The 23,798-nt window shown below is 69.9% G+C and carries 23 protein-coding genes; 7 read left to right on the top strand and 16 right to left on the bottom strand.

Annotated elements, in window-relative coordinates:
- Window positions 1-79: 79 nt before the first annotated feature.
- From IU450_RS40600 to IU450_RS16050, 3 genes are all read right to left on the bottom strand, one after another.
- Window positions 80-1,237: an anti-sigma-D factor RsdA gene (locus IU450_RS40600; RefSeq protein ID WP_195150586.1), complete on the bottom strand. Its 1,158-nt coding sequence runs from the start codon at window positions 1,235-1,237 to the stop codon at window positions 80-82.
- Entirely contained in the window at window positions 1,230-1,808 is a 579-nt protein-coding gene (locus IU450_RS16055) for a sigma-70 family RNA polymerase sigma factor (protein WP_040864971.1), read from the bottom strand. The genes IU450_RS40600 and IU450_RS16055 overlap by 8 nt, the downstream gene beginning before the upstream one ends.
- 130 nt (window positions 1,809-1,938) lie before the next feature.
- Entirely contained in the window at window positions 1,939-2,826 is an 888-nt protein-coding gene (locus IU450_RS16050; protein WP_195150585.1) for a hypothetical protein, read from the bottom strand.
- A gap of 629 nt (window positions 2,827-3,455) precedes the next feature.
- On the opposite strand from IU450_RS16050, the gene IU450_RS16045 reads away from it, so the two are divergent.
- From IU450_RS16045 to IU450_RS16035, 3 genes are all read left to right on the top strand, one after another.
- Window positions 3,456-3,749 carry a WhiB family transcriptional regulator gene (locus IU450_RS16045; RefSeq protein ID WP_040865039.1) on the top strand — a complete coding sequence of 98 codons (294 nt, stop codon included), beginning with the start codon at window positions 3,456-3,458 and terminating at the stop codon, window positions 3,747-3,749.
- A gap of 437 nt (window positions 3,750-4,186) precedes the next feature.
- The gene (locus IU450_RS16040; protein ID WP_195150584.1) at window positions 4,187-4,762 is read left to right on the top strand and encodes a sigma-70 family RNA polymerase sigma factor; all 576 of its coding nucleotides are present in this window, start codon (window positions 4,187-4,189) and stop codon (window positions 4,760-4,762) included.
- A 1-nt stretch (window position 4,763) separates the two neighbouring features.
- On the top strand, window positions 4,764-5,015 hold the full coding sequence (locus IU450_RS16035) for an RskA family anti-sigma factor (protein ID WP_181722509.1): 252 nt from the start codon (window positions 4,764-4,766) through the stop codon (window positions 5,013-5,015).
- A gap of 227 nt (window positions 5,016-5,242) precedes the next feature.
- Here IU450_RS16035 and groL read toward each other — a convergent pair whose 3' ends face one another.
- Window positions 5,243-6,853: a chaperonin GroEL gene (gene groL, locus IU450_RS16030; RefSeq protein ID WP_195150583.1), complete on the bottom strand. Its 1,611-nt coding sequence runs from the start codon at window positions 6,851-6,853 to the stop codon at window positions 5,243-5,245.
- A gap of 152 nt (window positions 6,854-7,005) precedes the next feature.
- Window positions 7,006-7,308 (bottom strand): co-chaperone GroES, encoded by a 303-nt coding sequence (groES, locus tag IU450_RS16025; protein WP_028479292.1) that lies wholly within the window; start codon window positions 7,306-7,308, stop codon window positions 7,006-7,008.
- A 583-nt stretch (window positions 7,309-7,891) separates the two neighbouring features.
- Here groES and IU450_RS16020 point away from each other — a divergent pair.
- Window positions 7,892-9,445: an Hsp70 family protein gene (locus IU450_RS16020; RefSeq protein WP_195150582.1), complete on the top strand. Its 1,554-nt coding sequence runs from the start codon at window positions 7,892-7,894 to the stop codon at window positions 9,443-9,445.
- Between the two features lie 69 nt (window positions 9,446-9,514).
- On the opposite strand, the gene tsaD is transcribed toward IU450_RS16020, so the two are convergent.
- From tsaD to IU450_RS15985, 7 genes are all read right to left on the bottom strand, one after another.
- Complete coding sequence (tsaD, locus tag IU450_RS16015) at window positions 9,515-10,558, bottom strand: tRNA (adenosine(37)-N6)-threonylcarbamoyltransferase complex transferase subunit TsaD (protein ID WP_195150581.1); 1,044 nt, start codon at window positions 10,556-10,558, stop codon at window positions 9,515-9,517.
- Complete coding sequence (gene rimI, locus IU450_RS16010) at window positions 10,555-11,061, bottom strand: ribosomal protein S18-alanine N-acetyltransferase (protein WP_181722517.1); 507 nt, start codon at window positions 11,059-11,061, stop codon at window positions 10,555-10,557. Before rimI ends, tsaD begins: the two co-directional genes overlap by 4 nt.
- 5 nt (window positions 11,062-11,066) lie before the next feature.
- Window positions 11,067-11,783 carry a tRNA (adenosine(37)-N6)-threonylcarbamoyltransferase complex dimerization subunit type 1 TsaB gene (gene tsaB, locus IU450_RS16005; RefSeq protein ID WP_195150580.1) on the bottom strand — a complete coding sequence of 239 codons (717 nt, stop codon included), beginning with the start codon at window positions 11,781-11,783 and terminating at the stop codon, window positions 11,067-11,069.
- Between the two features lie 55 nt (window positions 11,784-11,838).
- A complete protein-coding gene (gene tsaE, locus IU450_RS16000) occupies window positions 11,839-12,291 on the bottom strand; it encodes a tRNA (adenosine(37)-N6)-threonylcarbamoyltransferase complex ATPase subunit type 1 TsaE (protein WP_043687676.1) in 453 nt (150 codons plus the stop codon).
- Window positions 12,284-13,372 (bottom strand): alpha/beta fold hydrolase, encoded by a 1,089-nt coding sequence (locus tag IU450_RS15995; protein WP_195150579.1) that lies wholly within the window; start codon window positions 13,370-13,372, stop codon window positions 12,284-12,286. Before IU450_RS15995 ends, tsaE begins: the two co-directional genes overlap by 8 nt.
- Window positions 13,369-14,484: an alanine racemase gene (gene alr, locus IU450_RS15990; protein ID WP_324197692.1), complete on the bottom strand. Its 1,116-nt coding sequence runs from the start codon at window positions 14,482-14,484 to the stop codon at window positions 13,369-13,371. The genes IU450_RS15995 and alr overlap by 4 nt, the downstream gene beginning before the upstream one ends.
- 443 nt (window positions 14,485-14,927) lie before the next feature.
- Window positions 14,928-16,373 (bottom strand): NAD(P)H-hydrate dehydratase, encoded by a 1,446-nt coding sequence (locus tag IU450_RS15985; protein ID WP_195150578.1) that lies wholly within the window; start codon window positions 16,371-16,373, stop codon window positions 14,928-14,930.
- A gap of 42 nt (window positions 16,374-16,415) precedes the next feature.
- On the opposite strand from IU450_RS15985, the gene IU450_RS15980 reads away from it, so the two are divergent.
- Window positions 16,416-16,844, top strand: a complete 429-nt coding sequence (locus IU450_RS15980; protein ID WP_195150577.1) for a cupredoxin domain-containing protein — start codon at window positions 16,416-16,418, stop codon at window positions 16,842-16,844.
- Between the two features lie 33 nt (window positions 16,845-16,877).
- On the opposite strand, the gene IU450_RS15975 is transcribed toward IU450_RS15980, so the two are convergent.
- Window positions 16,878-17,369: a MarR family winged helix-turn-helix transcriptional regulator gene (locus IU450_RS15975; RefSeq protein ID WP_195150576.1), complete on the bottom strand. Its 492-nt coding sequence runs from the start codon at window positions 17,367-17,369 to the stop codon at window positions 16,878-16,880.
- 136 nt (window positions 17,370-17,505) lie between these two features.
- Here IU450_RS15975 and IU450_RS15970 point away from each other — a divergent pair, with 136 nt between their 5' ends.
- Window positions 17,506-18,693 (top strand): MFS transporter, encoded by a 1,188-nt coding sequence (locus tag IU450_RS15970; RefSeq protein ID WP_195150575.1) that lies wholly within the window; start codon window positions 17,506-17,508, stop codon window positions 18,691-18,693.
- A 53-nt stretch (window positions 18,694-18,746) separates the two neighbouring features.
- On the opposite strand, the gene glmS is transcribed toward IU450_RS15970, so the two are convergent.
- On the bottom strand, window positions 18,747-20,630 hold the full coding sequence (gene glmS / locus IU450_RS15965) for a glutamine--fructose-6-phosphate transaminase (isomerizing) (protein ID WP_195150574.1): 1,884 nt from the start codon (window positions 20,628-20,630) through the stop codon (window positions 18,747-18,749).
- A 36-nt stretch (window positions 20,631-20,666) separates the two neighbouring features.
- On the opposite strand from glmS, the gene IU450_RS15960 reads away from it, so the two are divergent.
- On the top strand, window positions 20,667-21,524 hold the full coding sequence (locus tag IU450_RS15960) for a chlorophyllase/cutinase-like alpha/beta fold protein (protein WP_195150573.1): 858 nt from the start codon (window positions 20,667-20,669) through the stop codon (window positions 21,522-21,524).
- A gap of 27 nt (window positions 21,525-21,551) precedes the next feature.
- On the opposite strand, the gene IU450_RS15955 is transcribed toward IU450_RS15960, so the two are convergent.
- Window positions 21,552-21,902, bottom strand: a complete 351-nt coding sequence (locus tag IU450_RS15955; protein ID WP_195150572.1) for a hypothetical protein — start codon at window positions 21,900-21,902, stop codon at window positions 21,552-21,554.
- Between the two features lie 48 nt (window positions 21,903-21,950).
- Entirely contained in the window at window positions 21,951-23,798 is a 1,848-nt protein-coding gene (locus IU450_RS15950) for a hypothetical protein (RefSeq protein WP_195150571.1), read from the bottom strand.

Raw genomic sequence — 23,798 nt, 5'->3', positions numbered from 1 at the left:
CTGAGAAAGACAAAAGGTCTGAGAAAGACAAAAAAACCGATCGCCTGGCTGGCGATCGGTTCGTCTATTCGATATTCGGTCAGCGGCCGGGCGGCGTGAACGAGCCCGGGTTGGGAATCACCGGCACGCTGAAGGTCGGCGGCTGGTTGTTGTCCTGCGTCGGCGGCCGTGTGGCCGGCTGCGGCGGTGGCGGCGCCACCGTGGGATTGCCGGTATCCGCGGTGGGTTCACCCGTGGGCGGCTTGACCTCCGTGGTGGGCGGCTGCGCCGGCGGCGCGGGCTCCCCGGTCGCCGGCGGTGTGGTCGCCGCAGGCGGCGGCGTCGTCACCGGAGGCGCCGTGGTCGGCGTGCCGCCACCGTTCGTGGTGCCACCGCCGTTCGTGGTGCCACCGCCGTTCGGCGCGGTCGCGTCGGCCGATGGGGAGGGATTGTTCGTCGAGTCACCCGGCTGCTGCAGGATCGTCGTTCCCCCGCTGGTCGGGCTGGGCTTCGTCGTCGCGCTGGTGCCCGGGGTGGCACGCGGGTCGGTGGTCTTGGGCACCGTCGACCCGAGCTGGTCGGCCAGGTCCTTGTCCACCTTGCTCAGCTCCGCGAGCAACCGCTCCCACTCGGTCATCAGCTCGGCGCGCTTTTCCGGATCGCTGACCTGCGCGGCGCTCTCCTTCGCCCGCTCCAGGCGCACCTTCGCCTGCGTCGGATTCTGCGTGACCAGCGTCGAAGCCTCGTTCAGATCGTCGCCCGCCCGCTGCACGACGGTGGTCTGAGCCTGTTCGCTGAACACGACCTCCTTGACCCGCCACAGCGGATCACCCGGCTCGGCGTTGTACGAGAACGCCGTCATGCCGCCGATGACCAGGGCCAATGCGGCCGCAGTGCCCATGATCGGGCGTAGCAGCCGCAGTCGCCCGCCGCTGTGCGCCCCGATGCGAACCTGACGCGCGCCGATCTCCTGGTTGACCGCGGCCACGATCACGTCCAGGTCCGGTTCGGCCGGCATCGGAGCCGCGATCAGCTCCGCCCGCCAATCCGCGAGCAGCGTCGCGAGCTGATACTCCTCGGCGCTGTCGGTGTGCACCGGACCATCGCTGGCGATGGCGTCGATCAGAGCATCGTCGCGGCGTACCGCGGCGATGTCGACCGGGCCGGTGTCACCGGACGCCTCGGCGTAGGGACCGCTGTTCCGCGATCCAAGCCGCGCCTTCCAGTCACCCCGACCGCGCTCGCCATCCCTAGCCATACATTTCACCTGCCCTCGCCACTTGTGACTTGAGTTTCGCGAGTGCCCTGTGTTGGGCCACCCGTATCGCACCCGCCGTACTGCCCACGGCGACTGCGGTTTCTTCCGCTGACAAACCCATGACCAAGCGCAGGATCAAGATCTCCCGGTGCTTCTCGGGAAGCGTCGCGAGCAAACGGTTCATCTGTCTGCTCGTCTCGGACTCGAGAGCTCGTTGTTCCGGTCCCTGGTCGGTGGATATGACATCTGGTACTTCGGCCATCGCCTCCGCCTTGTTACGGGCGGCGTTGCGATGCGCGTCGGCGACCTTGTGCGAAGCGATTCCGTAAACGAAGGCCATGAAGGGCCTGCCCTGGTCTTGATACCTGGGCAAGGCTGTCATCACGGCCAGGCAAACCTCCTGCGCAACGTCGTCCGCGGAGAGCTGCCCACGCTCCGCGGCTCCGATCCGCGCGCGGCAGTAGCGCACCACCAGCGGGCGGATCATCTCCAGTACCTGAGCTAAAGCGGATCTGTCGCCCTGCGCAGCGGCAGCGACGGCGAGGTCCAACTCTTCGCCCGTGTGCGTCATCGTCAGAGATATTCCTGGCGTTACAAAGTGGCACGGTCCGGTGACGACCAGTGCTTCCACCGAAGGGGCGGAACGGATCTAACAATAGCGACCCGTTGCCGGGAACTGGGCAACACGGTGGTCTCCGGGATCACCTGCCCGCTACCAGGGGGCGCAATGTCCCGCCACCACGGGCGATTGCCGCTGCGCATTCGGCCGCCTCCGCCGCCGCGTTCTCCTCGCCCGATCCGGCGCGGAGCATGGCGCAAGCCCACTGCAGCGGCAGCAGCCCGTGCTCGCGGCACCGCTGGGCGACCTCCTCGGCCGACACGCCGGATCGCTCGCGCGCGCCACGCACCGTGTCGGCCGCGGCGACCAGCAGGCGTGACTTCACCTGGTGCCGCACCGAGGGGGATCGGTCGGCCAGCTCCAGCGCGGCCGCCGCGTGCGCCGCCGCCGACTCGGAATCGCCTGTCGCCAAGGCCATTTCCGCGGACACCCAGCACAGGCGAATCGCTGGACGCCAGCCGGCCTCGTACCGGCGCGCCGCCGCCGCGCTGCGCCGCAGCAGCCGATCCGCCAGGGCGAGCCGCCCGGCGCCCAGCGCGTCGGCGGCCAGCCCGGTGAGCGCGTCACAGATCGCGTCGGCACGGCCGGGTCGGTAGCCGCCCGCCTCGTTCGCCGCATCGCGGGCGGCGCCGGTCTGCGTCGCGACATCGGCGGTGAGGATCAGTGCGGCGGCACGGCCGTCGAACGCCGCCGCACGCTCGTGCCAGCCGAGCTGGCGGAGGAAAGAGGCCTCCGTACTTCTCGCCAGTGAGAGGAGTACGGGGTCGGAGCTGTGGTTGCATACCCTTCGCAATTCGGCGCGCGCCGCGGCGTAACGTCCCTGGCCACCGAGCACCACCGCGCGATACCACCGGCCGAGCGCGTCGGAAGCGGGCGGCAACTCGGCGGCGGCGCGACCCGGATCGGCGCCGAAGGCGGCCTCGGCGAGGACCGCGACGTGAGGATCTCCGAGCGGAGCGGGCGCGAACACGGGCGCACTCTATCCTGACCGCCGCGCGTGCCGGGACGACGAAAGGTGATCGACGACCCGATCGGCATCCGCTCCGCATTTCCGCGCCGAGCGGATGTTGCCATTAGGTAAATCTAGCCCCGGCAATCGCCCGGCTGCCGCGTCGGGAATTCATGCGCGTTTCGCGTTATTAACTTCCCGGCCCCGTTTCCGCCATCTTCGGATCCACGCGCCGCGAAGGCCGTCGGCGCCCTGGGTGACGGCCGCCATACGCCCGGCATCCCGGCCGAAGCGTCCCTACATCGCAGAAATCGCCGCTACCTGCGGAAACGCGCCGGTGCACGGCACAAGCAGGTCCGAGCCGCCTGCGGCCAACCGAACAGTATCGCCGGAACCGACACGAAAAGTAAACAGTTCGGAGGTTAAATTTGACAGCGCGAGATTTGGAAAAGTGCTGCGTCGAACTATTGACGGAATTTCGCGGCTGGACCTAACGTAGCTCATCGCCACGGACGGCGCCGCGCGAAATTGCAGCGACCGCGAAGGGCGAGCCCCCCGGGCACCCCCGCCGACACGGCGTCGTGGCCCACGAACTGTTGCAGAACAACTGCTCGACAACGCTGACGAGCTCGCACCACGAGGAGTTCACCATGCCCATGCCGACCCACCTCCCGGGACCCAACGCCGATGTCTGGGATTGGCAGATGCGAGGATCGTGCCGCGGGCAGGATTCCGCGGTGTTCTTCCATCCCGACGGCGAGCGTGGCCGAGCCCGCACCGCGCGCGAGATGCGCGCCAAGGAGATCTGCCGCACCTGCCCGGTGCTCATGCAGTGCCGCACCCACGCGCTGAAAGTCAGCGAGCCCTACGGCATCTGGGGCGGCATGTCGGAGACCGAGCGCGAGATGCACGCGCGGCGCAACCGCCGCCGCATGGCCGTCTGAACCAATCTCCTCCCATCCGCACGCCAACGGGCGTCGAATCCCTAGCAAATAACGGGCCACTGCAACAGTGCTTCGGCCGAGCCGCTCACGCGACACGGTGACCGGTTCCTCGCCGGAGGTCGGCGTGTGGGCTCCGATCGGTCACCATCGATCGGCCGGCCGCCGTAGCGGACGCCGGAAGCCGTGCACCCGCCGGTTCCGGCACAGTGCGACAGCGCTCGGCGTGTCACGGCGTGTCTCCTCCCGAGATCTCCGGCGTGTCGGCGCTTTTCGCCACGCGGCGCCGGCCCCTTGACGAGCTTGTGGGCACCCCACCGGAAGGGAGGTCATAGCGGCGCGCTACGGTAGTGACCGATGACACAGAATGGAGCGTTGTGACAACGCGGCCGCCAGCCGCAGAGGGCGACTCGTTCCGAAGAGAAGCCTTCCCACCCACGGTGGATTCTGCGGTTACGGCACGCGCAGCCGAAAGTATCGAGCTCGCCGCGCTTTTACATCGATGCGGCCGGGCCGACCAGGAAGCATTCGCCGAACTGTACGACCGGACGTCCGCGCGCGTCTTCGGTCTCGTTTTGCGCGTCCTGCACGATCCGGGATACGCGGAGGAAACCACACAAGAGGTCTATCTGCAGATCTGGCGGATGGCATCGAGTTTCGACCCGGCGAAGGGTTCCGCGGTGACCTGGTTGATGACGCTCGCGCACCGGCGCGCCGTCGACCGGGTGCGCGCCGAGCAAGCCCACACCCAGCGCGAGGTCGCGTACGGGATCCGGGTGCTCGGCAACGAATTCGACGAGGTCACCGAAGAGGTCGAGCGCAGGTTCGAACAACGGGCCGTCCTGGCTGGGCTCGCCACACTCACCGAGACCCAGCGGGAAGCCATCTCGCTCGCCTACTACGGCGGGCGCACCTATGCGGAGGTAGCCACCTACCTCGACGTAGGGTTACCTACGGTTAAGTCCCGGATTCGGGACGGATTGACACGACTGAAGAAAAGTTTGGGGGTGACGTGAGATGAACGAACGCCAGATCGATCTCGCGCACACCGTCGCGCTCGGATCGATCGACGACGAAGACCATCAGGAAGTGCAGGAATTGCTCGACAACGAGGACCCCGTGCTACGCGCGGAGTTCGTCAGGGAAGTCAGAGACACGAAAGAAGCACTCTCCGCTCTCGCCGCAGCCACGGCGGCCACTCCGCCGCCGTCGCTGCGTGCTCGTCTACTCGCGGCCATCGCCGCCGAACAGCCCCCGGTCGCCAGCTGAATCCGGCGCTCCGCCAGGCATTCCCGCTCCGCGCGTACGGGCCGAACCGCCCGGATCATCCCGTGATCCTCCGGTCCCGCGGCAGACAGCGCGTCGAGCTTCGGAAAACTCTCGCCTACCAGCGGTAGTCACGTCACGGCCCCGGCTTGTCGCCAGGACGGGCAAGGCCCCCGAACCACGTGGTTCGGGGGCCTTGTCGACGGTGTTGCCCCGCAGCGGCGCTCCGCTCAGTGCGCGTGGCCGTGGTGGCCGTGATCGTGCTGCTCCTCGGCGGGCTTGTCGACCACGGCGCTCTCGGTGGTGAGCACCATGCGCGCGACCGACGCCGCGTTCACGACGGCCGAACGGGTCACCTTGACCGGGTCGACCACGCCGTCGGTGAGCAGGTCGCCGTAGGTGAGCGTGGCGGCGTTGAAGCCCTCCTTGCCCTCGGCCACCTTGCTGACCACCACCGCGCCGTCCAGGCCCGCGTTGGTGGCGATCCAGTACAGCGGCGCCTGCAGCGCGGTGCGCACCACCTCGACGCCGACGGCCTCGTCACCGGACAGCGAGTCGCGCAGCTCGACGAGCTTGCCGCTCGCCTGCACCAGCGCGGTGCCGCCACCGGGCACGATGCCCTCTTCCACGGCGGCCTTGGCGGCGCTCACCGCGTCCTCGACGCGGTACTTGCGCTCCTTGAGCGCGGTCTCCGTGGCCGCGCCGACCTTGATCACCGCGACACCACCGGCCAGCTTGGCCAGCCGCTCCTCGAGCTTCTCGCGATCCCAATCGGAATCGGTGGACTCGATTTCGCGGCGCAGCTGCGCCACGCGCGCCTCCACGTCCGCCGCGGAACCGGCGCCGTCGATGATCGTGGTGTCGTCCTTGCTGACGACGACGCGACGTGCCTTGCCGAGCACGTCGAGGCCCGCTTCACGCAGGGTGATGCCCAGATCGGGGTTCACAACGGTGCCGCCGGTGACCACGGCCAGGTCGTCGAGGAACGCCTTGCGGCGGTCGCCGAAGAACGGGGCCTTCACGGCCACGGCCTTGATCGTCTTGCGGATGGCGTTGACCACCAGGGTCGACAGCGCCTCGCCCTCCACGTCCTCGGCGATGATCAGGACCGGCTTGCCGCTCTCGGCCACCTTCTCCAGCAGAGGCAGGAAGTCCGGCAGCGAGCTGATCTTCTCGCGGTGCAGCAGGACGAACACGTCCTCCAGGACGGCCTGCTGGCTGTCGGGATCGGTGATGAAGTAGGGCGAGAGGTAACCCTTGTCGAACTGCACGCCCTCGGTGACGACGAGTTCGGTCTGCAGCGTCGAGGACTCCTCGACGGTGACGACGCCGTCCTTGCCGACGGTGGTCAGCGCCTTGCCGACCATCTCGCCGATCTCCTCGTCACGCGAGGACACCGTCGCGACCTGCGCGATGGCCTGCTCGCCGGAGACCGGGGTGGCCAGCGCGAGCAGCGCCTCGGAGACCGCGTCGACGGCCTTGGCGATGCCGGAGCCGAGCACGATCGGATTCGCGCCGGCGGCAACGTTCTTCAGCCCGGCGCGGACCAGCGCCTGGGCCAGCACGGTGGCGGTGGTCGTACCGTCGCCCGCGACGTCGTTGGTCTTGGTGGCGACGCTCTTGACCAGCTGCGCGCCGAGGTTCTCGAACGGGTCTTCCAGCTCGATGTCGCGCGCGATGGTGACGCCGTCGTTGGTGACGGTCGGACCGCCGAAGGACTTCGCGAGCACGACATGCCGTCCGCGCGGGCCGAGAGTGACCTTCACCGCGTCGGCGAGCTTGTCGACGCCGCGTTCCAGAGCCCGGCGAGCCTTCTCGTCGAACTCGATCTGCTTTGCCATGAGGATTCGCTCCTGTAGTGGATTGCGGCGCTCCGGGCCGCCACGGGCCCGTCGCTCGCACCGCGTGTTTCAGTGCCGGGATGTCGGCGCCGAACGCGTTCCGCCCCGGGTCGCGAAAGACACCGGGGCGGAACGCATGCGTGCCCGATCGGCTACTTGGTGACGACGGCCAGCACGTCGCGCGCCGACAGGATGAGGTACTCCTCGCCCTGGTACTTGATCTCGGTGCCGCCGTACTTGCTGTAGATGACGGTGTCACCCTCCTGGACATCCAGCGGGATGCGCTTTTCGCCCTCGTCGTCCCACCGGCCGGGACCGACGGCGACAACGGTGCCCTCTTGCGGCTTTTCCTTCGCCGTGTCAGGGATGACCAGGCCGGAGGCCGTCGTCGTCTCGGCCTCGTTGGCCTGGACGAGGATCTTGTCCTCGAGCGGCTTGATGTTCACGCTCGCCACGTTGAGCCCTCCACTTTCAGGGGATTCGGTCGTCCGGGACTGTTGCCCCGGACTCATCGGTTGGTCACGGTGCTGACCCTGCGCATAGCCCCGTCGTCGCGGGTGCCGGGACCCCTGCCCAGTGGTCAAGCTGCTGGCACAAGCACTACACACAGTGCCGACTAGCACTCTATACATGAGAGTGCCAGCGCTCAAGGCTGGGCGGTGCCAACTTTGCGCGGCGCGCCGAAGACGCTCCGGCTTGGCGATAAGTTCGGAGAAACAGTAACGTTCGGATAACGGATTGTGACACTATTGACGACGGTCGCTGTCCGGCCGCCACGTTCGTCGCCCGCGGGCGGCGGCGAGGCCGCACACCGGTACCACAGCGCCGCCGAAACACGCAGCGTCGCAGCACGATCGTCGCACTACCAGCTTCACCAGAGAGCAATACACACGTGATCCATGGCCGGTCCCCGCGACCCACCCGGACGAGGGGCCGGTTCGTTTCCCGGTCCGGGTCGCGCGTCATCCACACGGCGGTCCGGCAGTCCATTCGAGATGGTCGGCGACACCATGACCATCCGCTCGAAGGGAGGTGAACATGCGAACATCCCTCGGCATCTCGGCCGGGGCGGAGGTGGTGTGCTCGGCGTTGGTCGCCACCGCGTCCAACGGCGCGCAGAGCTTCGATTACCGCGTCGTCTCCGCCGACGCGGCCCATTCCGATCTCGGTGACCTGGTGGCCTCCTCGATCGAGCTGATGACCACCCAGCTGCCGACCACACAGCCGCCGCGCGAGATCATCGGTCCGGTCGGCGGGCGGTTCGCCGGCGCGCCGCGCGATGCCGAACCGATGACCGGTCATCCGCCCACCAGTGTCGCGGTCGCCTACCGCACCAAGGAGCAGGCGCAGATAATCCGTTCGGCCACCGGCAAACAGCGCGACCTGCGGCTGATCCCGGAGGCCACCGCCGCCCTGACCTACCTGAAGCACACCGGCCTGCTGGACCGCTACGACACCGTCGCCATCGTCGACCTCGGCGCCTCCGGCCTCAGCGTCACCGTCGCCGACCGGACCGATGAATCGGTGCTCCGTTCCGATCGCACCGCGGTCGTCAGCGGCAAGGCGATCGACGACCTGATCTACCACCATCTGGTGGACATGCACTTCGCCCGGCGCGGCACCCGGCCCAACCGCGGCATGCTGACCAACCGGGGCCGCGCGGCGAAGGAGCACCTGTCCATCGCGCCCGCGGTCACCATCGACCACGTCGCCGGGCGTCCGCTGAAGCTGACCAGGGCCGACTTCGAAGAGTTGATCGCCGACCTGCTGCGCGACCTGGCGCTGTTCGTCACGGCGGCGTTCGCCCGCGCGCCCAGGCAACCGCAGGCGGTCGCGGTCATCGGCGGCGGCGCCAACATCCCGGCGGTGCTCGACACACTCACCGCCGCGCTGGAGGTCCCGGTGTTCACCGTGCCGGACCCCGAGGCGGTGACCGCGAAAGGCGCGGCGCTGGTCGCGGATTCGGTGCAGCCTTCGGTGTTCCCGGTGGGCGCGCTCGGCGGCGACGCGCCGGCGGGGACGGTCACCAAGGTGTTCGGCACCCTGGCCGGAGCTCTCGTGGTCGTCGGCCTGATCGTCGGTTACGGCGTGAAGACGTTCGCGCCCACCGCGGACGACGAGGTCTCACCCGCGGGCACCACGAGCAGCGCTTCGCACCTGCCGACCCCCACATCCGCACCGCCGTCGACCGCGGCGGCCACCACGCACGGCCACACCGCCGACAGCGCGGGCAGCGCAGACAGCGCGGGCAGCGCGCCGACGACCACCGAACGCGGGCCGCAGAGCGCGACCGGCGTTCCGCCGACCACGCAGGTGATCACGCCCACGCAACCCACGCTGCGGCCGGACCCGAACCTCCCGCCGATACCGTTCCCCGAACTGCTGGGTCCGCTGTTCGGCAATCCGAATGCGTCGCAGACCGCTTCGCCCGAGCCGCCGTCGAGCCGGACACTGTCGCCGACGGCGCCGAGCGCCGCGGCTCCCGGCGCGAACTCGGCACCGAATCAGGCGCCCGCGCGGTCGAGCCTGCCGCTTCCGCCGCAAGGGAACTCGGGGTCGGCGTCGAACCCGAGACTTTTCCTCCCGAACTGAGGCCGTAGTTCGCCTGCTCCGACAGCCCGGGATATGACGGGCGAGGGCCGCTCGCCGGGATCGAGCAGGTCAGCGGACCATGCTCACCGACACCGGTAGACCGGGATCGGTGGCTACCGTCAGCGGTGAAGGCGCCGCGCCGCCCGCGATGACATGCGCGCCCAGTGCGGCGATCATCACCCCGTTGTCCGTGCACAGCCGGGGCTTGGGCACCCGAAGGGTCAAACCGGCCGCCTCGCAACGCTCCTCGGCCATCGAGCGGATCCGGGAGTTGGCCGTCGCGCCTCCGCCGAGCACCAGCGTGCCGACACCGACGTCCTGGGCCGCGCGAACCGCCTTCATGGTGAGCACATCCGCGACCGACTCCTGAAACGAAGCCGCGATATCGGGGATGGGCAGATCCTCGGCGGCGACGCCGTCGCGCTGGGCCGCCTCCACGTAGCGGGCCACCGCGGTCTTGAGTCCCGAGAAGGAGAAGTCGTAGCGCGGATCGCGCGGCCCGGTCATGCCCCGGGGGAACGCGACGGCGCGCGGATCACCGCTCGCCGCGGCGGCATCCAGGGCCGGACCGCCGGGGAAGCCCAGCCCGAGCAGGCGCGCCACCTTGTCGAACGCCTCGCCCGCCGCGTCGTCGACGGTGCTGCCCAGCTCGACGATCGGCTCGGACAGATCCGTGACGTGCAGCAGGTGGGTGTGCCCGCCCGACACCAGCAGGGCGACGCACGGCGGCATCGGCCCGTGTTCCAGGGTGTCCACCGCGACGTGCCCGCCCAGATGGTTGAGCGCGTAGAAAGGCACGTCCCAGGCCGCCGCATACGCTTTCGCGGCGGCGACGCCGACCAGCAGCGCACCGGCCAAGCCGGGGCCGATGGTCACCGCCAGCGCGTCCGGCTTCGCGATTCCCGCCGCCGACAGCGCGCGGCGCATGGCGGGCACGATCGCCTCCAGATGAGCGCGCGAGGCGATCTCGGGGACGACGCCGCCGAAGCGCGCGTGCTGCTCCACGCTGGAGGCGACCTCGTCGGCGAGCAGCTCGCACGTGCCGTCCGGGTGGCGGCGGACGATGCCGACTCCGGTTTCGTCGCAGGAGCTCTCGATGCCCATGATGATCACGACAACACCTCGTCCGGCGTGCGCCACCGCCGGTCCTCGCTGCTCAGCGCGGGCCTGCGCATCGTGTACGCGTCCGCGCCACTGGGGTGGTAGTAGTTCTTGCGCAAGCCGATGATGTGGAAGCCGTGCTTGGCGTACAGCGCGATCGCGGCCGCGTTGTCGGTGCGGACCTCCAGGAACACCGGCCCGCCGCGCCTGCCCGCCTCGGCGAGCAGCGCCTCCAGCAGCAGGGTGCCCACGCCCGCGCGGTGGCAGCGGGGATCGACGCCGATGGTGTGCACCTCGGCCTCGGGGTGTTCGGCATCACCCAGCAGGGCGATACCCGCGTAGCCCACCATTCGCCCGTCGTCGTCGCGTGCGGTGATGTAGCGGTTGTGCCGGCCGGCCAGCTCGGACCGGAACGCCACGGCGGCCCACGGATCGTCCTCCGGGAACAGCAGCTGCTCCAGTTCGACGCAGCGGGTGATGTCGGCGGCCACCATCGGCTCGATGCGGAAAGCCACGGACGTCACGCTCCCGTCCGGTCGAGTCGGCGGTAGGCGTTCTCCACCGCGTCCGGCCTGCGCAAGTACAGCGGAACCAGTGGCTCGGGAACGCTGCGCGACAGCAGCTCGGCAGCCGCGACGCGCACCAATCCGACGGGCGACGGCGTCTCGGCGGGGACTACGGGAAGGTCGAAGAAGTCGACGTGCGAAGCAGATCCGGCGATGGCCGTGGCCTGGTCGGTGTCCAGGTCCGAGGGCTTGCACACCTCGGGTCCCGCCACCCGCACGCCTCGGCGGTAGCGCGCCCAGTACACCTCGCGCCGCCGCGCGTCGGTCACCACGAGCAGTTCGGCGTCGGCCGGGAGGTCGACCGTGGGCGGCACGGCAGGGTCGGCGGCAGCGTCGGCGGCGATCGCGTCGAGGCTGCACACGCCGTAGACCGGGATGCCGAGCGCGTCACCGAACGCGGCTGCGGTGGCCATGCCGACGCGCAGACCGGTGAACGGCCCCGGACCCACCCCGACGACGATCGCGTCGACTTCGGTCCTGGAACGGCCTGCCTCGGAGAGGCATTCGAGGATCTGCGGGGTGAGCACCTCGGCGTGGGCACGGGGGTCGACGCGCACCCGGGAGGCGACGGTCCGTACCCGGACGGGATCCGCCACGTCGGCGCCCGGCTCCAGCTCCACCAGTCCCGCTGTGACGGCGGGTGTCGCGGTGTCGACGGCTAGTACAAGCATGATTGGCCCAACGATACCGGGTGGTAAGCGTCACCGACGCATAGCTACCCGATAGCTAATCCACCCATTCCCAGATCGCGGTGCGCACATCCGAATCCGGCGTACGCGACAGCAGCACGCGCAGGTGGCGCTCCGCGAGGTGCTCCACCACGCCGCGGCCCCACTCCACCACGACCACCGCCTGATGCAGATCGGTGTCCAGGTCCAGTGCGTCGAGCTCGTCGAGGTCGCCGCCGAGCCGATAGGCGTCCACGTGCACCATGGGCACCGGCGGCCCGCCTTCGCGCTGCCCGGCGCGGTGCTGGCGGGCGATGATGAACGTCGGCGAGCTGACCCGCCCCTGCACGCCGAGCCCCGCCGCGATGCCACGGGTGAGCGCGGTCTTGCCCGCGCCGAGCGGCCCGTCCAGCACCACCAGATCACCGGCGCGCAGATCCGTGGCCAGTTCCCGGCCGAGCGCCTCGGTGTCGGCGACGGTGGGCAACACCCGATACCCCGGATCAGCCACCGGCCACCTCCGAAGCGTCCCCCGCCACCGGCTCGATCGCACCGGCACGTACCAGCAATCGCTCCAGCGCGGCGTTGACGATGTCCGGGTACTGCATGTGCGGCATGTGCGCCGCGCCTTCGAGCCGGATGAGTTCGCTGCCCGGCAGCGCCTCGGCCAGCGCGCGCGAATTGCGGAACGGGATCACCAGATCGCGGTCGCCGCCGAGCACCAGCACCGGTGTGCCCGCCAGAGCGGGCAACGCGGCCGACTCGTCGTGCAGCTCGATGGACTGGAGGAACTTCACGATGGTCTCCACCGGCGTCCGGTCGATCATCAGCGTCGTGAAACGCGACAGGGTCGGGCTCACCGGGCCGTGGAACGAGCTGACGTGCAGGATCGGCGCGATCACGTGCCGCGCGGTGACGCGTCCGGCCTGCACCAGCGCGGGCGCGGTGTGCACGGCCAGCCGGAAGCCGTCGATCGCGGGATTGCGCAGCAGCTGCCCGATGCCGGCCGCGGTGACCTCGGCGGCCGCGGTCGACAGCAGTGCGACCCCGATCACCCGCGCCGCGAACAAATCCGGGAACCGCGCGGCCGCGGCCAGGATCGCCATCCCGCCCAGCGAATGCCCGACCAGCACCACCGGCCCGTTCGGGGCAGTGGCGCGCAACACTGCCGCGAGGTCGCACCCGAGCTGGGCGATCGTGCAGCTCGCGGCGCTCGGCACGCCGGAGCGACCGTGCCCGCGCAGGTCGAACAAGACCATGCGAACCCGTGCGCCCCACCGCTTTTCCAGGTCACGCCGCTGAAAGTGGAACGACGCCATGCTGTTGCAGAAGCCGTGCACGAAGATCACCGTCACCGGCGCGTCGTCGGGGCCGCAGGTCCGGGTGGCCAAGGCGACGCCGTCATCGGCGAGCACCGTGCCCGCGCGGTCGGCATCGATCAGCCCGAAATCCTCGTCGCGATAGTCGTCGCGGCGCGCGGGCCACAGCACGCGCGCGCCGGCGCGGCGCAGCGCATGAGCGCCCGCCAGCGCACCGACGACGCCCACGGTGGCCAGCCCGCCACGCAGCGGGGTCACCCGGAAGCGGCTCATCGCACGTCACCGGTGAAGCGCCGGGTGACCCGGCCGCGCGGCGAGCACACCACTTCGTAGTGGATGGTGCCGAGCAGGTCCGCCCATTCCTGGGCATGCGGTCGTGCGCCGAAGAGGATCGCGGTGTCGCCTTCCCGGACACCGGCCGCGTTGTCGCCCAGGTCGACGACGAACTGGTCCATGCACACCCGGCCGACATTTCTGCGCCGCGCCCCGCCGAGCCAGACGTCGAATCGTCCGCTCAAGGGACGGAACACGCCGTCGGCGTAACCCGCTGGGATCAGCGCGACCGTGGTGTCGTGCGGCGCGATCCACTGGTGTCCGTAGGAAACGCCTTCACCTGCGGCCACCCGCTTGACCTGCACTACCGCGGCCTGGAACGTCATCGCGGGGCGCAGGCCGAAATCGTTGTCCGATATCGGCGACAGGCCGTACACCGCGATCCCCGGCCGGACAAGGTCGAAGGCCAGATCGGGCCGGGTCAGGGTGGCGGCGGAGTTGGCGATGTGCACCAGCTCCGGCTCCAAGCCGTGTTCCTTGGCGGTGGCGATCGCCTCCAGGAAGCGGGCGCGTTGCACGTCGTTGTTGGGATGCTCCGGCTCGTCGGCGTGCGCGAGATGGGAGAAGATCGCGCGGAAACGCACCGCCTGCTCGTCGACCAGCGGGCGCAGCGCGGCAAGCACCTCCGGGTACTCGACCGGCGACACGCCGTTGCGGTTCAGGCCGGTGTCCACCTTCACGGTCACCGTCGCCGTACGGCCCGCCGCACGCGCCGCGGCCTCGACCGCTCGCAAGTGGGCGAGCGAGGAGATGCCGATCTCCACATCGGCGGCCACCGCGGCCGCGAAGTCGGTGTCGGTGTTGTGCAGCCAGCACAGGATGGGCGCGGTGATCCCGGCCGCGCGCAACTGCACGGCCTCGGCCACCGTCGTGACGCCCAGCTCGGCCGCCCCCGCCGCGAGAGCGGCCCTGCCCACCTCGACCGCGCCGTGGTTGTAGCCGTCGGCCTTCACCACCGCCATCACCGCGGCATCACCTGCGTGTTCCCGCAGGATCCGCACGTTGTGGGCGATGGCATCCAGGTCGATGACCGTTTCCACTTGCGCATTCACGGCAGTGTGTTCCGCCTCTCTGTTCCGCCTCTCCGGGGATTCAGGTCGTACCGGTGGGTGGCGCGAGATTCGTGCTCGGGTCCTGCGTCCGGTGCCACCTGAGTTCTGGGTTTACCCGGCGAGTTACCCATGTGTTCTCGAGATCGGTCGTTGCGTCGGTTGCGGTCGAGTCTATTGGCGCGCTCGGTTCTGGTTCCAATCGGTTTGCGCGCCGGTCGGCACACGTGATCGGCGCCACCACCGGCGCCGATCACGACCGCGCGACACGCGGACCTCGGCACAACGGTTCGCTGGGTAACCGTCGATGCCCTTCGATCGCGCGCCGAACTCCGCCGGTGGACCTACTGACCGGCCGGCTGTGGTGTAGCGCCCGGCCGCCCCGATACTTCGGCGCGAGAGGCACACCACGTCGTTCCTCTCTGCGGAAAGAGCTGCGGGACAGGTCAGAAGGGGTGCGCGAGGCGACGCAGGACACCGATCGCGGGACGGACGTGAGCAGCTAGGGCGGTCGCGGAGATGGGGGCTCCCGAGGGCGCGTCGTCATGTGCGGCGAGGTTCGCGGCCAGCGCGTGCACCCGTGCGGCCGCGGCGGCGGACCAGGCAGGGTCGCGGCCCGCGGCGAGCAGCGTTCCGATGATGCCGGAGAGCACGTCACCCGCGCCCGCCGTCGCGGCCCACGAACCGCCCGCTTCGTTGACCAGCACGGGACGGCCGGGCGCGGCGACGAGCGTGGCACGGCCCTTGAGCAGCACCGTCACCTGCCAGGAATCTGAGAGCTCACGGACGGCAGCCACCCGGTCCGGGCCGGTTTCGCGCCCGGTGAGACGAGCGAACTCGCCCGCGTGCGGGGTCAGGACCGTCGGGGCCGCACGGCCGTGCACCAGTTCCGGTTCCGCGGCCAGGAGGGTCAGGCCGTCGGCGTCGACCACGACCGGGAGGTCGGTGGCGAGGATTTCGGAAAGGCGCTGCCGGGCGTCGGCGTCGGTGCCCGCGCCGGGTCCGAAGACCCAGGACTGGACGCGACCGGTATCGGCGATCCGCTGGGTGGCGATCACCTCGGGAAAGTGGTTCAGCACCTCGGCCGCCGCGGTTCCCGCATACCGCACCATGCCCGAAGTCGCGGCCACGGCGGCACCCGCGCACAGCACCGCGGCGCCGGGATACGTCGCGCTGCCCGCACAGATCCCCGTCACACCCTGTGTGTATTTGTCGTCGGACGGGCCGGGAACCGGCCACGCGGCGCCGATCGATGCCGGCTCCAGCGCGACGAGACTCGGCGCAGGCAGATCCAAACCGATGGGAACCAGCTCGATTCGGCCACACTGCGGCGCGGCGAGTGCGTGCACCGGCTTGTACGCGCCGAAGGCCACGGTGACCTCCGCACGGACGGCTGGGCCGTCGATCGCGCCGGTGCCCGGGTCGACGCCACTGGGCAGGTCGGCCGCGATGATCGGAGCGTGCAGCGCCGCAACGATTTCCGCCGCGCGCGGCCGCAGCGGGCCACGACCGGAGATGCCGACGATGCCGTCGACCGCCAGGTCCGGGTCGCCCGGGTCGTCGGCGATCCGTCCGCCCGCGTCGCGCAGCGCCGCAAGTCCTTTCGCGTGCGCGCGCTCCGGGTTCAGCAGGACCGCGGTGACCGCGACGCCGCGGCGGCGCAACTGCGCTCCGGCCCAGAGCGCGTCGCCGCCGTTGTCGCCGGACCCGACCAGCAAGGTGACCGCTCGTCCCGCGACGCCGCCGGTGCGCTCCCGGAGTTCGCCTGCCACCACCGTCGCCAGACCGTGCGCCGCACGCCGCATCGGTACGCCGTCCGGCACCCGGGTGAACAGCTCGGCTTCCGCCGCGCGCACCTCCTCGACCGTGAAATAGCCCCGCTGCGTGGACATCGCCGCTCCCTCCGTCGGTGTGGGCTACTACGCTTGGCCATCATGCCAAGCGTCCGTCACCGCACCGGGACCCTCCGCGCCATCACGGGAGCCGCCCTCGCCGGGGCGCTGCTGCTGTCCGGCTGCGGTGGCGACGAATCCGATTCGGCCGCCACCACCACGAGGAAACCGGCTCGGCCGACCACCACCGCCCAGCAGACCGGCGAGCGCAAGCCCGCCGCCGCCACCGTCGCGGTGGACGACATGAAATTCTCCCCGGCGGAAGTCACCATCAAGGTCGGCGACACGGTCACCTGGAAATTCGACGACAAGGTCCCGCACAGCGTGCAGGGCATCGGAGACAAGGCGATGGGCATCAACAGCCCGATCTTCGACCGAGGTGAGTGGAGCTACACCTTCACCACCCCGGGCAACTACCGCTACCTCTGCTCACTGCACCCGGAGATGCGCGGGTCGGTCACCGTCCAATAGCGCGCACGTGCCGAACGAACCGGAATCGCCGGTTCACACCGGGCGGTAGTCCCGAGGACGGGCGCCGCGGGCCGAGCTGGTGTTCAGGGCCTCGACCGCGGCTACGAGGGGAGCCAGTTCCGAGTTGGCGGCGGCTTGGCCGAGAGCACCGGCCAACGCGGCGTCGTGCGTGGGACGGGCCTGCTCGAGCAGTTCCAGGCCGGCCGGAGTGACGTCGGTGTAGATGCCACGGCGGTCGTCGGGGCAGAGGTAACGCTGGAGCAGGCCGCGATCCTCGAGCCGGGACACCAGGCGAGTGGTGGCGCTCTGGCTCAGCACCACGGCCTCGGCGACCTGATTCATCCGCAGGTGCCCGCCGGGTCCGTCGTGCTGCCTGCTCAGCACGAGCAGCAGCGAGTACTCCCTAACGCTCAGATCATGGCCGGATTGCAGCGCCCGTTCGATATGCGCCTCGATCCGGTCGTGCAGCAGCGAGAGTGCGTACCAACCATCGGCCAGGCCGGTCAGGGCGGCATCCGCGGTCATCGGCGTTCCTTCGCGTCGGGGATCGTGCCTCCAGGATAGACGGGTTTCACAATAGCCCGCGCTTGCAATTAATGTGCGTCTGCAATTATTGTTGCCGCTTGTAAAGTTTGGACGCAACGTTCCTGGAGGCTCCTACATGCCCCTCGCACTCCTCGCCCTCACCCTCGGGGCGTTCGGGATCGGGACGACGGAATTCGTCGTCGTCGGTCTGCTGCCCGACATCGCGGGCACCTACGCGGTATCCATCCCCACCGCGGGCCTGCTGGTCACCGGGTACGCGCTCGGCGTCGTGGCGGGTGCGCCGCTGATGACCGGGCTCGGCACCCGGGTATCGCGCAAGCGCATGCTGCTCGGCATGCTGGCGCTGCTCGTCCTCGGCAACGTCTTGTCCGCCGTCGCACCGACCTTCGGGCTGATGCTCACCGGGCGGATCGTGGCCTCGCTCGCCCACGGCGCGTTCTTCGGGATCGGCGCGGTCGTCGCGGGGACGCTGGTCAGACCCGACCGGCGCGCCGGTGCGATCGCGATCATGTTCACCGGGCTCACCGTGGCCACGATGGTGGGCGTGCCGCTGGGCACACTGCTCGGGCAGTATTTCGGCTGGCGGCTGACCTTCTTGTTCGTCGCGCTGGTCGGGCTGATCGGCCTGGTGGGCGTCGCCGCGCTGGTTCCGGAGCAACCCGCGCCCGCGGATGCCGCGCTGCGCACCGAACTCGCGGTGTTCCGCAATCCCCAGGTGCTGCTCGCCATGGCGATGACAGTGCTCGGCTTCGGCGGCGTGTTCGCCGCGATCACCTACCTGGCACCAATGATGACCGAGGTCACCGGCTATGCGGAAAGCTCGGTCACCTGGCTGCTCGTGCTGTTCGGCCTCGGCTTCTTCCTGGGCAACCTGATCGGCGGCAAGTTCGCCGACCGGCACCTGATGCCGATGCTGTACCTCACGCTCGGCGGGCTCGCGATCGTCCTCGCGCTGTTCACCGTCACCGCGCACAGCAAGGTCGGGGCCGCGGTCACGGTCGTGCTGATCGGCGCCCTCGGCTTCGCGACCGTCCCGCCGCTGCAGAAGCGCGTACTCGACCAGGCGGCGGGCGCGCCCACCCTGGCCTCCGCGGTCAACATCGGCGCGTTCAACCTCGGCAATGCCGTGTCCGCCTGGCTCGGTGGCGTGGTGATCGCCGCGGGTCTCGGCTACACCTCACCCAATTGGGTCGGTGTGGGCTTGGTCCTGGTCGCGTTGGTCCTCGCGGTCACATCCGGCTACTTGGAACGTCGCGACGCGCCAGCCGAGCCGGAGCGGCCTTTGGCCACCGTGGGCGCATAGACGCATGATCCGCGGAGCAGCGGCCGCGCACTCGAGGGTGCGCGGCCGCCGAACTATTCCACGGTGACGGATTTGGCCAGGTTGCGGGGCTTGTCGACGTCGTAGCCGCGCGCCTGGGCCACCTCGGCGGCGAAGATCTGCAGCGGGACCGTCGACAACAGCGGCTGGAACAGCGTCGGCGCGCTGGGGATCTCGATGAGATCGTCGGCGAACGGGCGTACCGTGTCGTCGCCTTCCTCCGCGATCACGATGGTGCGCGCGCCGCGCGCCTGGATCTCCCGGATATTGCTGAGCAGCTTCGAGTGCAGTACCGCGCGCCCCTTCGGCGACGGCATCACCACGATCACCGGGAGGCCGTCCTCGATCAGCGCGATCGGGCCGTGCTTGAGCTCGCCGGCCGCGAACCCCTCGGCGTGCATGTAGGCCAGCTCCTTGAGCTTGAGCGCGCCCTCCAACGCCACCGGGTAGCCGACGTGACGTCCGAGGAACAGCACCGTCGGCACCTGCGCGAGCTCCCGCGCGATCGCCCGCACCTGCGGGGCGGTCTCCAGTACGCGTTCGACCAGCTTCGGCATCGCCTCGAGTTCGGCGAACTCACGAGCGACCTCGTCCGGGTACTTGGTGCCGCGCGCCTGCGCCAAGGCGAGCCCGACCAGGTAATTCGCGGTCACCTGGGCCAGGAACGCCTTGGTGGAGGCGACGCCGATCTCCGGCCCGGCCCTGGTGTAGAGCACCGCGTCGGACTCGCGCGGGATCTGCGCGCCGTTCGTGTTGCAGATCGCGAGGACGCGCGCCTTCTGTTCCTTCGCGTGCCGCACCGCCTCCAGCGTGTCGGCGGTCTCGCCGGACTGGGAGATCGCCACCACCAGCGTGGAACGGTCCAGCACGGGATCGCGGTAGCGGAATTCGCTGGCCAGCTCGACCTCGACAGGCAGCCGCGTCCAATGCTCGATGGCGTACTTCGCGAGCAGACCCGAGTGATAGGCGCTGCCACACGCGACGACGAACACCTTGTCGAAATCGCGCAGCTCTTGGTCGGCGAGGCGCTGCTCGTCCAGCACGATCCGGCCCGCACTGTCGTGGTCGGTGCTGAAATGCCCCATCAGCGTGTCCGCGACCGCGGCGGGCTGCTCCTCGATCTCCTTGAGCATGAAGTAGTCGTGGCCGCCCTTCTCGGCGGCGGCCAGGTCCCAGTCGATGGTGAACGGGCGGGTGCGCGAAGCGGCGTCGTTGCCCGCGAAGTCGGTGACCCGGTAGCTGTCCAGGGTGATCACGACGGCTTGGTCCTGGCCCAGCTCGACCGCCTCGCGGGTGTGCTCGATGAACGCCGTGACGTCCGAGGCGATGAACATCTCCCCTTTACCGACGCCGACGACCAGCGGCGTGGACCGGCGCGCGGCCACGATCATGTCCGGGTGGTCGGCATGGGTGAAGACCAGGGTGAACGCACCCTCGAGTCGGCGCAGCACGGCCAGCGCGCTGGCCGCGAAGTCACCGGCGGTCGGGCCGTCGGCGTACGCACGGGCCACCAGGTGCACGGCGACCTCGGTGTCGGTGTCGCTGCTCAGCTCGACACCGGCGTCCTCCAGCTCGCGCCGCAGCGGAGCGAAGTTCTCGATGATGCCGTTGTGCACCACGGCGACCTTGCCGGTGTCGTCCCGGTGCGGATGCGCGTTGCGGTCGGTCGGCGCGCCGTGCGTGGCCCACCGGGTGTGTCCGATTCCCGTGGTGCCCACGTAACGGTCCATCCCGGATTGCGCGAGTTCGGCCTCCAGATTGGCCAGGCGACCCGCCTTGCGTTCCACCGCCAGCGCGCCCGCGCCGTCCAGGATCGCCACACCCGCGGAGTCGTATCCGCGATATTCCATGCGGCGCAACGCGTCAACGACGACGCCGAGCGCGTCTCGGTACCCGACGTACCCCACGATTCCGCACATGGCTCACCACACTACTTATCGGATAACGTTCACGTCGTGTCGGCGTCTGTGAAATCGCTACTGAGCACCCTGACCAGCCGTGGCCCGCACCGCGTGTTGCGTGGCAATCTAGCCATCGCGGGCCAGCCGGGGGTGGTGTTCACGCCTGAGTCGGGGCGGAATCTGCCTGCCGTCGCGTTCGCACACGGCTGGCTGACCGGCGCGAGCCACTACCGCACCCTGCTCGAGCACCTCGCTTCCTGGGGAATCGTGGCCGCGGCGCCGGACACCGAGCGCGGGCCGATTCCGTCACATCTGGGCCTGGCCGCCGATTTGCTCACCACGCTCGACATCTGCACCGGCGTGCGGCTCGGCGACGGCGAGATCAGCGTGCATCCGGAGCGCCTCGCCCTGGCCGGACACGGCATGGGCGCGGGCGCCGCCGTGATCGCCGCGGGCCGTCGCGACGTCGCCACGGTCGCGGCGCTGTTTCCCGCGCCGACGGCGCCCGCCGCCGAGGCCGGGGCGCCCGACCTCGACATTCCGGCGTTGATCCTGGCCGGCGCGACCGACATCACCTCGGTCAGCTCCAACGCCATCCCGCTGGCCACCGCGTGGGGCGGCAGCGCCATCCTGCGCGCCGTCGACAAGGCCTCGCACAACGGCATCATCGAGGGCCGGCGCGTGCTCGCCGCCGTGGGCGCGGGCAAGCACGAATCGAAGACCGCCCGCACCACCCGCGCGCTGCTGGCCGGTTACCTGCTCGCCACGCTGGCGGGCGACAAGACCTACCGCGCCTTCGCGGACCCGGACGAGGTCATCCCGCACACCACCGTCGTGGACCCGGACGCGCCCCAGGAGGAGGCGGCACCGAAGCTGAAGGTGGGGCAGCTCGCCGCACTGCTGCGGCGGTAGCGCAGACGCCGTGGTCCGCCGCGCCGGTCAGATCAGCCAGCTCTTGCGTCGGTAGAACTTGGCCTCTTCGTCCTCCTCGTCGACCGGGGCAACCGTCTGATTGGCCCGGCGGGCGGCCATCGACCGGGCGATGGCCTCGCGCTGCTCCCGCGCTTCGTCTTCCAGCCGTTGTTTCTCCTCCGCCTCGGCGGCGGCCTCGTCCGGATCGCCCGCCTGCGTAGCCCAGAATTCGTTCATGTCGGCGACCAGGCGGTCGGCGAACTCCCGGCCGGTCGCCGCGGTCTCCTCGTTGATCGTCTGGATCTCGTCGAGCAGCAGGGACATTCGGCGCTGGTTCTCGGCACCGAGTTGCCTGGCTTCCTCGGCGTAGTTCACCATGCCGCGCCTCCTCGCTCGTCCGGTGTGGCGGCAGTCATCCGGCCACGCTCACAGTGGGCCCGCCTCCGCGAGTTCCGCACCCAGCGGCCCCGCTTCGGCCAGTTCCGCGCCGCTGTCCCCCGGCGCGTCCGATTCCGGCTCACCCTGTCCCGGCATCGGCTTCGGGTAGTGCTCGCCGTCTTCTTCGCGCCGGGCGCTCGGCGGGGTTGCGCCCGGCAGACCGGGTTGCTCCGCATCGGTGTCCGGCGTCGGAGCCGAGCCGGGTGCCTTCTCCTCGGCCTCCGGTGTCTCGGCCTCCGGTGTCTCGGCCTCCGGTGTCTCAACCTCCGGTGTCTCAACCTCCGGCGCCTCGGCCTCCGGCGCCTCGGCCTCCGGTGCCGGAGGCTGCGCGTCCTCGGCCTCCGGTGCCGCGGGCTGCGCGTTCTCCTCTTCCAGCTCGGTCACCGAGATGATCGGCATCCCGTGCTCGTTCAGCTCGACGGTGAACTCCCGCACCTCGCCGGTCGCCTCGGAGAGGAGAAGTTTCACCTCGCCGTCCGGCCCCATCTCGAACTGCACGTGCTTGTCGCCGAGATCGAATTCCGCTGTCGGCCGGTGAGTTTCGTCCTTGCCGTCATCGATGTCGTCGTCGGCTCGGGCGCTGTTCGGATCCCCGCTCTGCATGAGCCTTTCGATCGCGTCGTCGACTCCGCTGGTGATGGCGCCGCTCAGCGCGGACAACCCCGAATTCAGCGCTTGGCCGAGACCCGTTGCCACCGAGGTGAACTCCCGCGCCACCTGACTGAGCGCCGCCAGTCCGTCCAGCGACGGCAGCCTGGACTCCGGGGTGGTGGGCATGCTCGGCGTCGCCGGTGTGCTGGGCGTGGCCGGAGCGCTGGGAGTGGCCGGAGTGGCCGGAGTGGGCACGCCGCTCGGTGCGGTGCTCGCCGGGGCCGTGGCGGCGGGCGCGCCGGGCGGCCCGGGAGATCCCGTGGCCTCGGGCTCGTCCTGGACGACGGGCGCCCCGGGCTGCGGTGTCGCCGGGACTTCCGGGCACGGGTAGGCCCGCTCGGCGACCTGCGCCAGCGCATCGGTCAGATTCTGGTACTGATCCTTGAACAGGCGGTCGACCTCGGCGCAGACGTCGACATAGGACGCCAGTTTCCGATCGAAGTCGGGTCGGAAGGTCTTGGTCAGCCACTCCTCGGTGACGCTGCGGACCCGGTCCCCGTACGCGCCGGTGAGCAGATTCCTGCTGTCGGAATTGATGAAGCCGAGCACGCTTTTGTTGATCTTGTCCTCCGGCACGGCCAGCGCCGGGAAGATGCGACCGAGTGCGCGGACCTGGTCCGCGTCGATCCACTCCCGCGCATTGTGCACATCCACAACGACTTTCACGTCCTCGGGAGTCTTGCCGTCGATCCGGACGACTTTGCTGCCGCCCACCGGGCCCTCCAGCAGCTCCCTGGTGGCGAACGCTTTCGCGGCGACCGCCGAGCGCAACGCAGCCGCCATGTCGGCGATCACGGCCATGGCCGCTCGGGCGTGCTGCCGGTCCTCGTCGGCCAGAACCGACTGTTTGCCGAGCATGTCCAGCGCGGCGGTGGCCGCCACCCCCTGCCACAACTCGGGCAGCCGACGGGCGTAGCCCTGCTGCGCATCCCATTGGCGATCGGCCTCGGACAGGGCGACTTTCAGCGCCTCGCCCGCCTGCTCCAGCTTCTCCAGCCGCATGCCGCGTTGCTCGTCGTACATCGCCAGCAGTTCGGCGACATTCCCGGGCGCGCCATTGCCGCCGAACGCCGCCTCGCCGAACGCCGCCTCGTACAGCGGCACGAACTCGATCCAGTACCGCAGTCCCGCGGTGCCCTCGTCCAAGAGGGTGTCGATCGACTTACCCTGCCAGGAAACCGTCAT

Source organism: Nocardia abscessus, assembly GCF_015477775.1.
GTDB classification, from domain to species: Bacteria; Actinomycetota; Actinomycetes; order Mycobacteriales; family Mycobacteriaceae; genus Nocardia; species Nocardia abscessus_A.
This window is presented reverse-complemented; position numbering and strand designations above follow the sequence as displayed.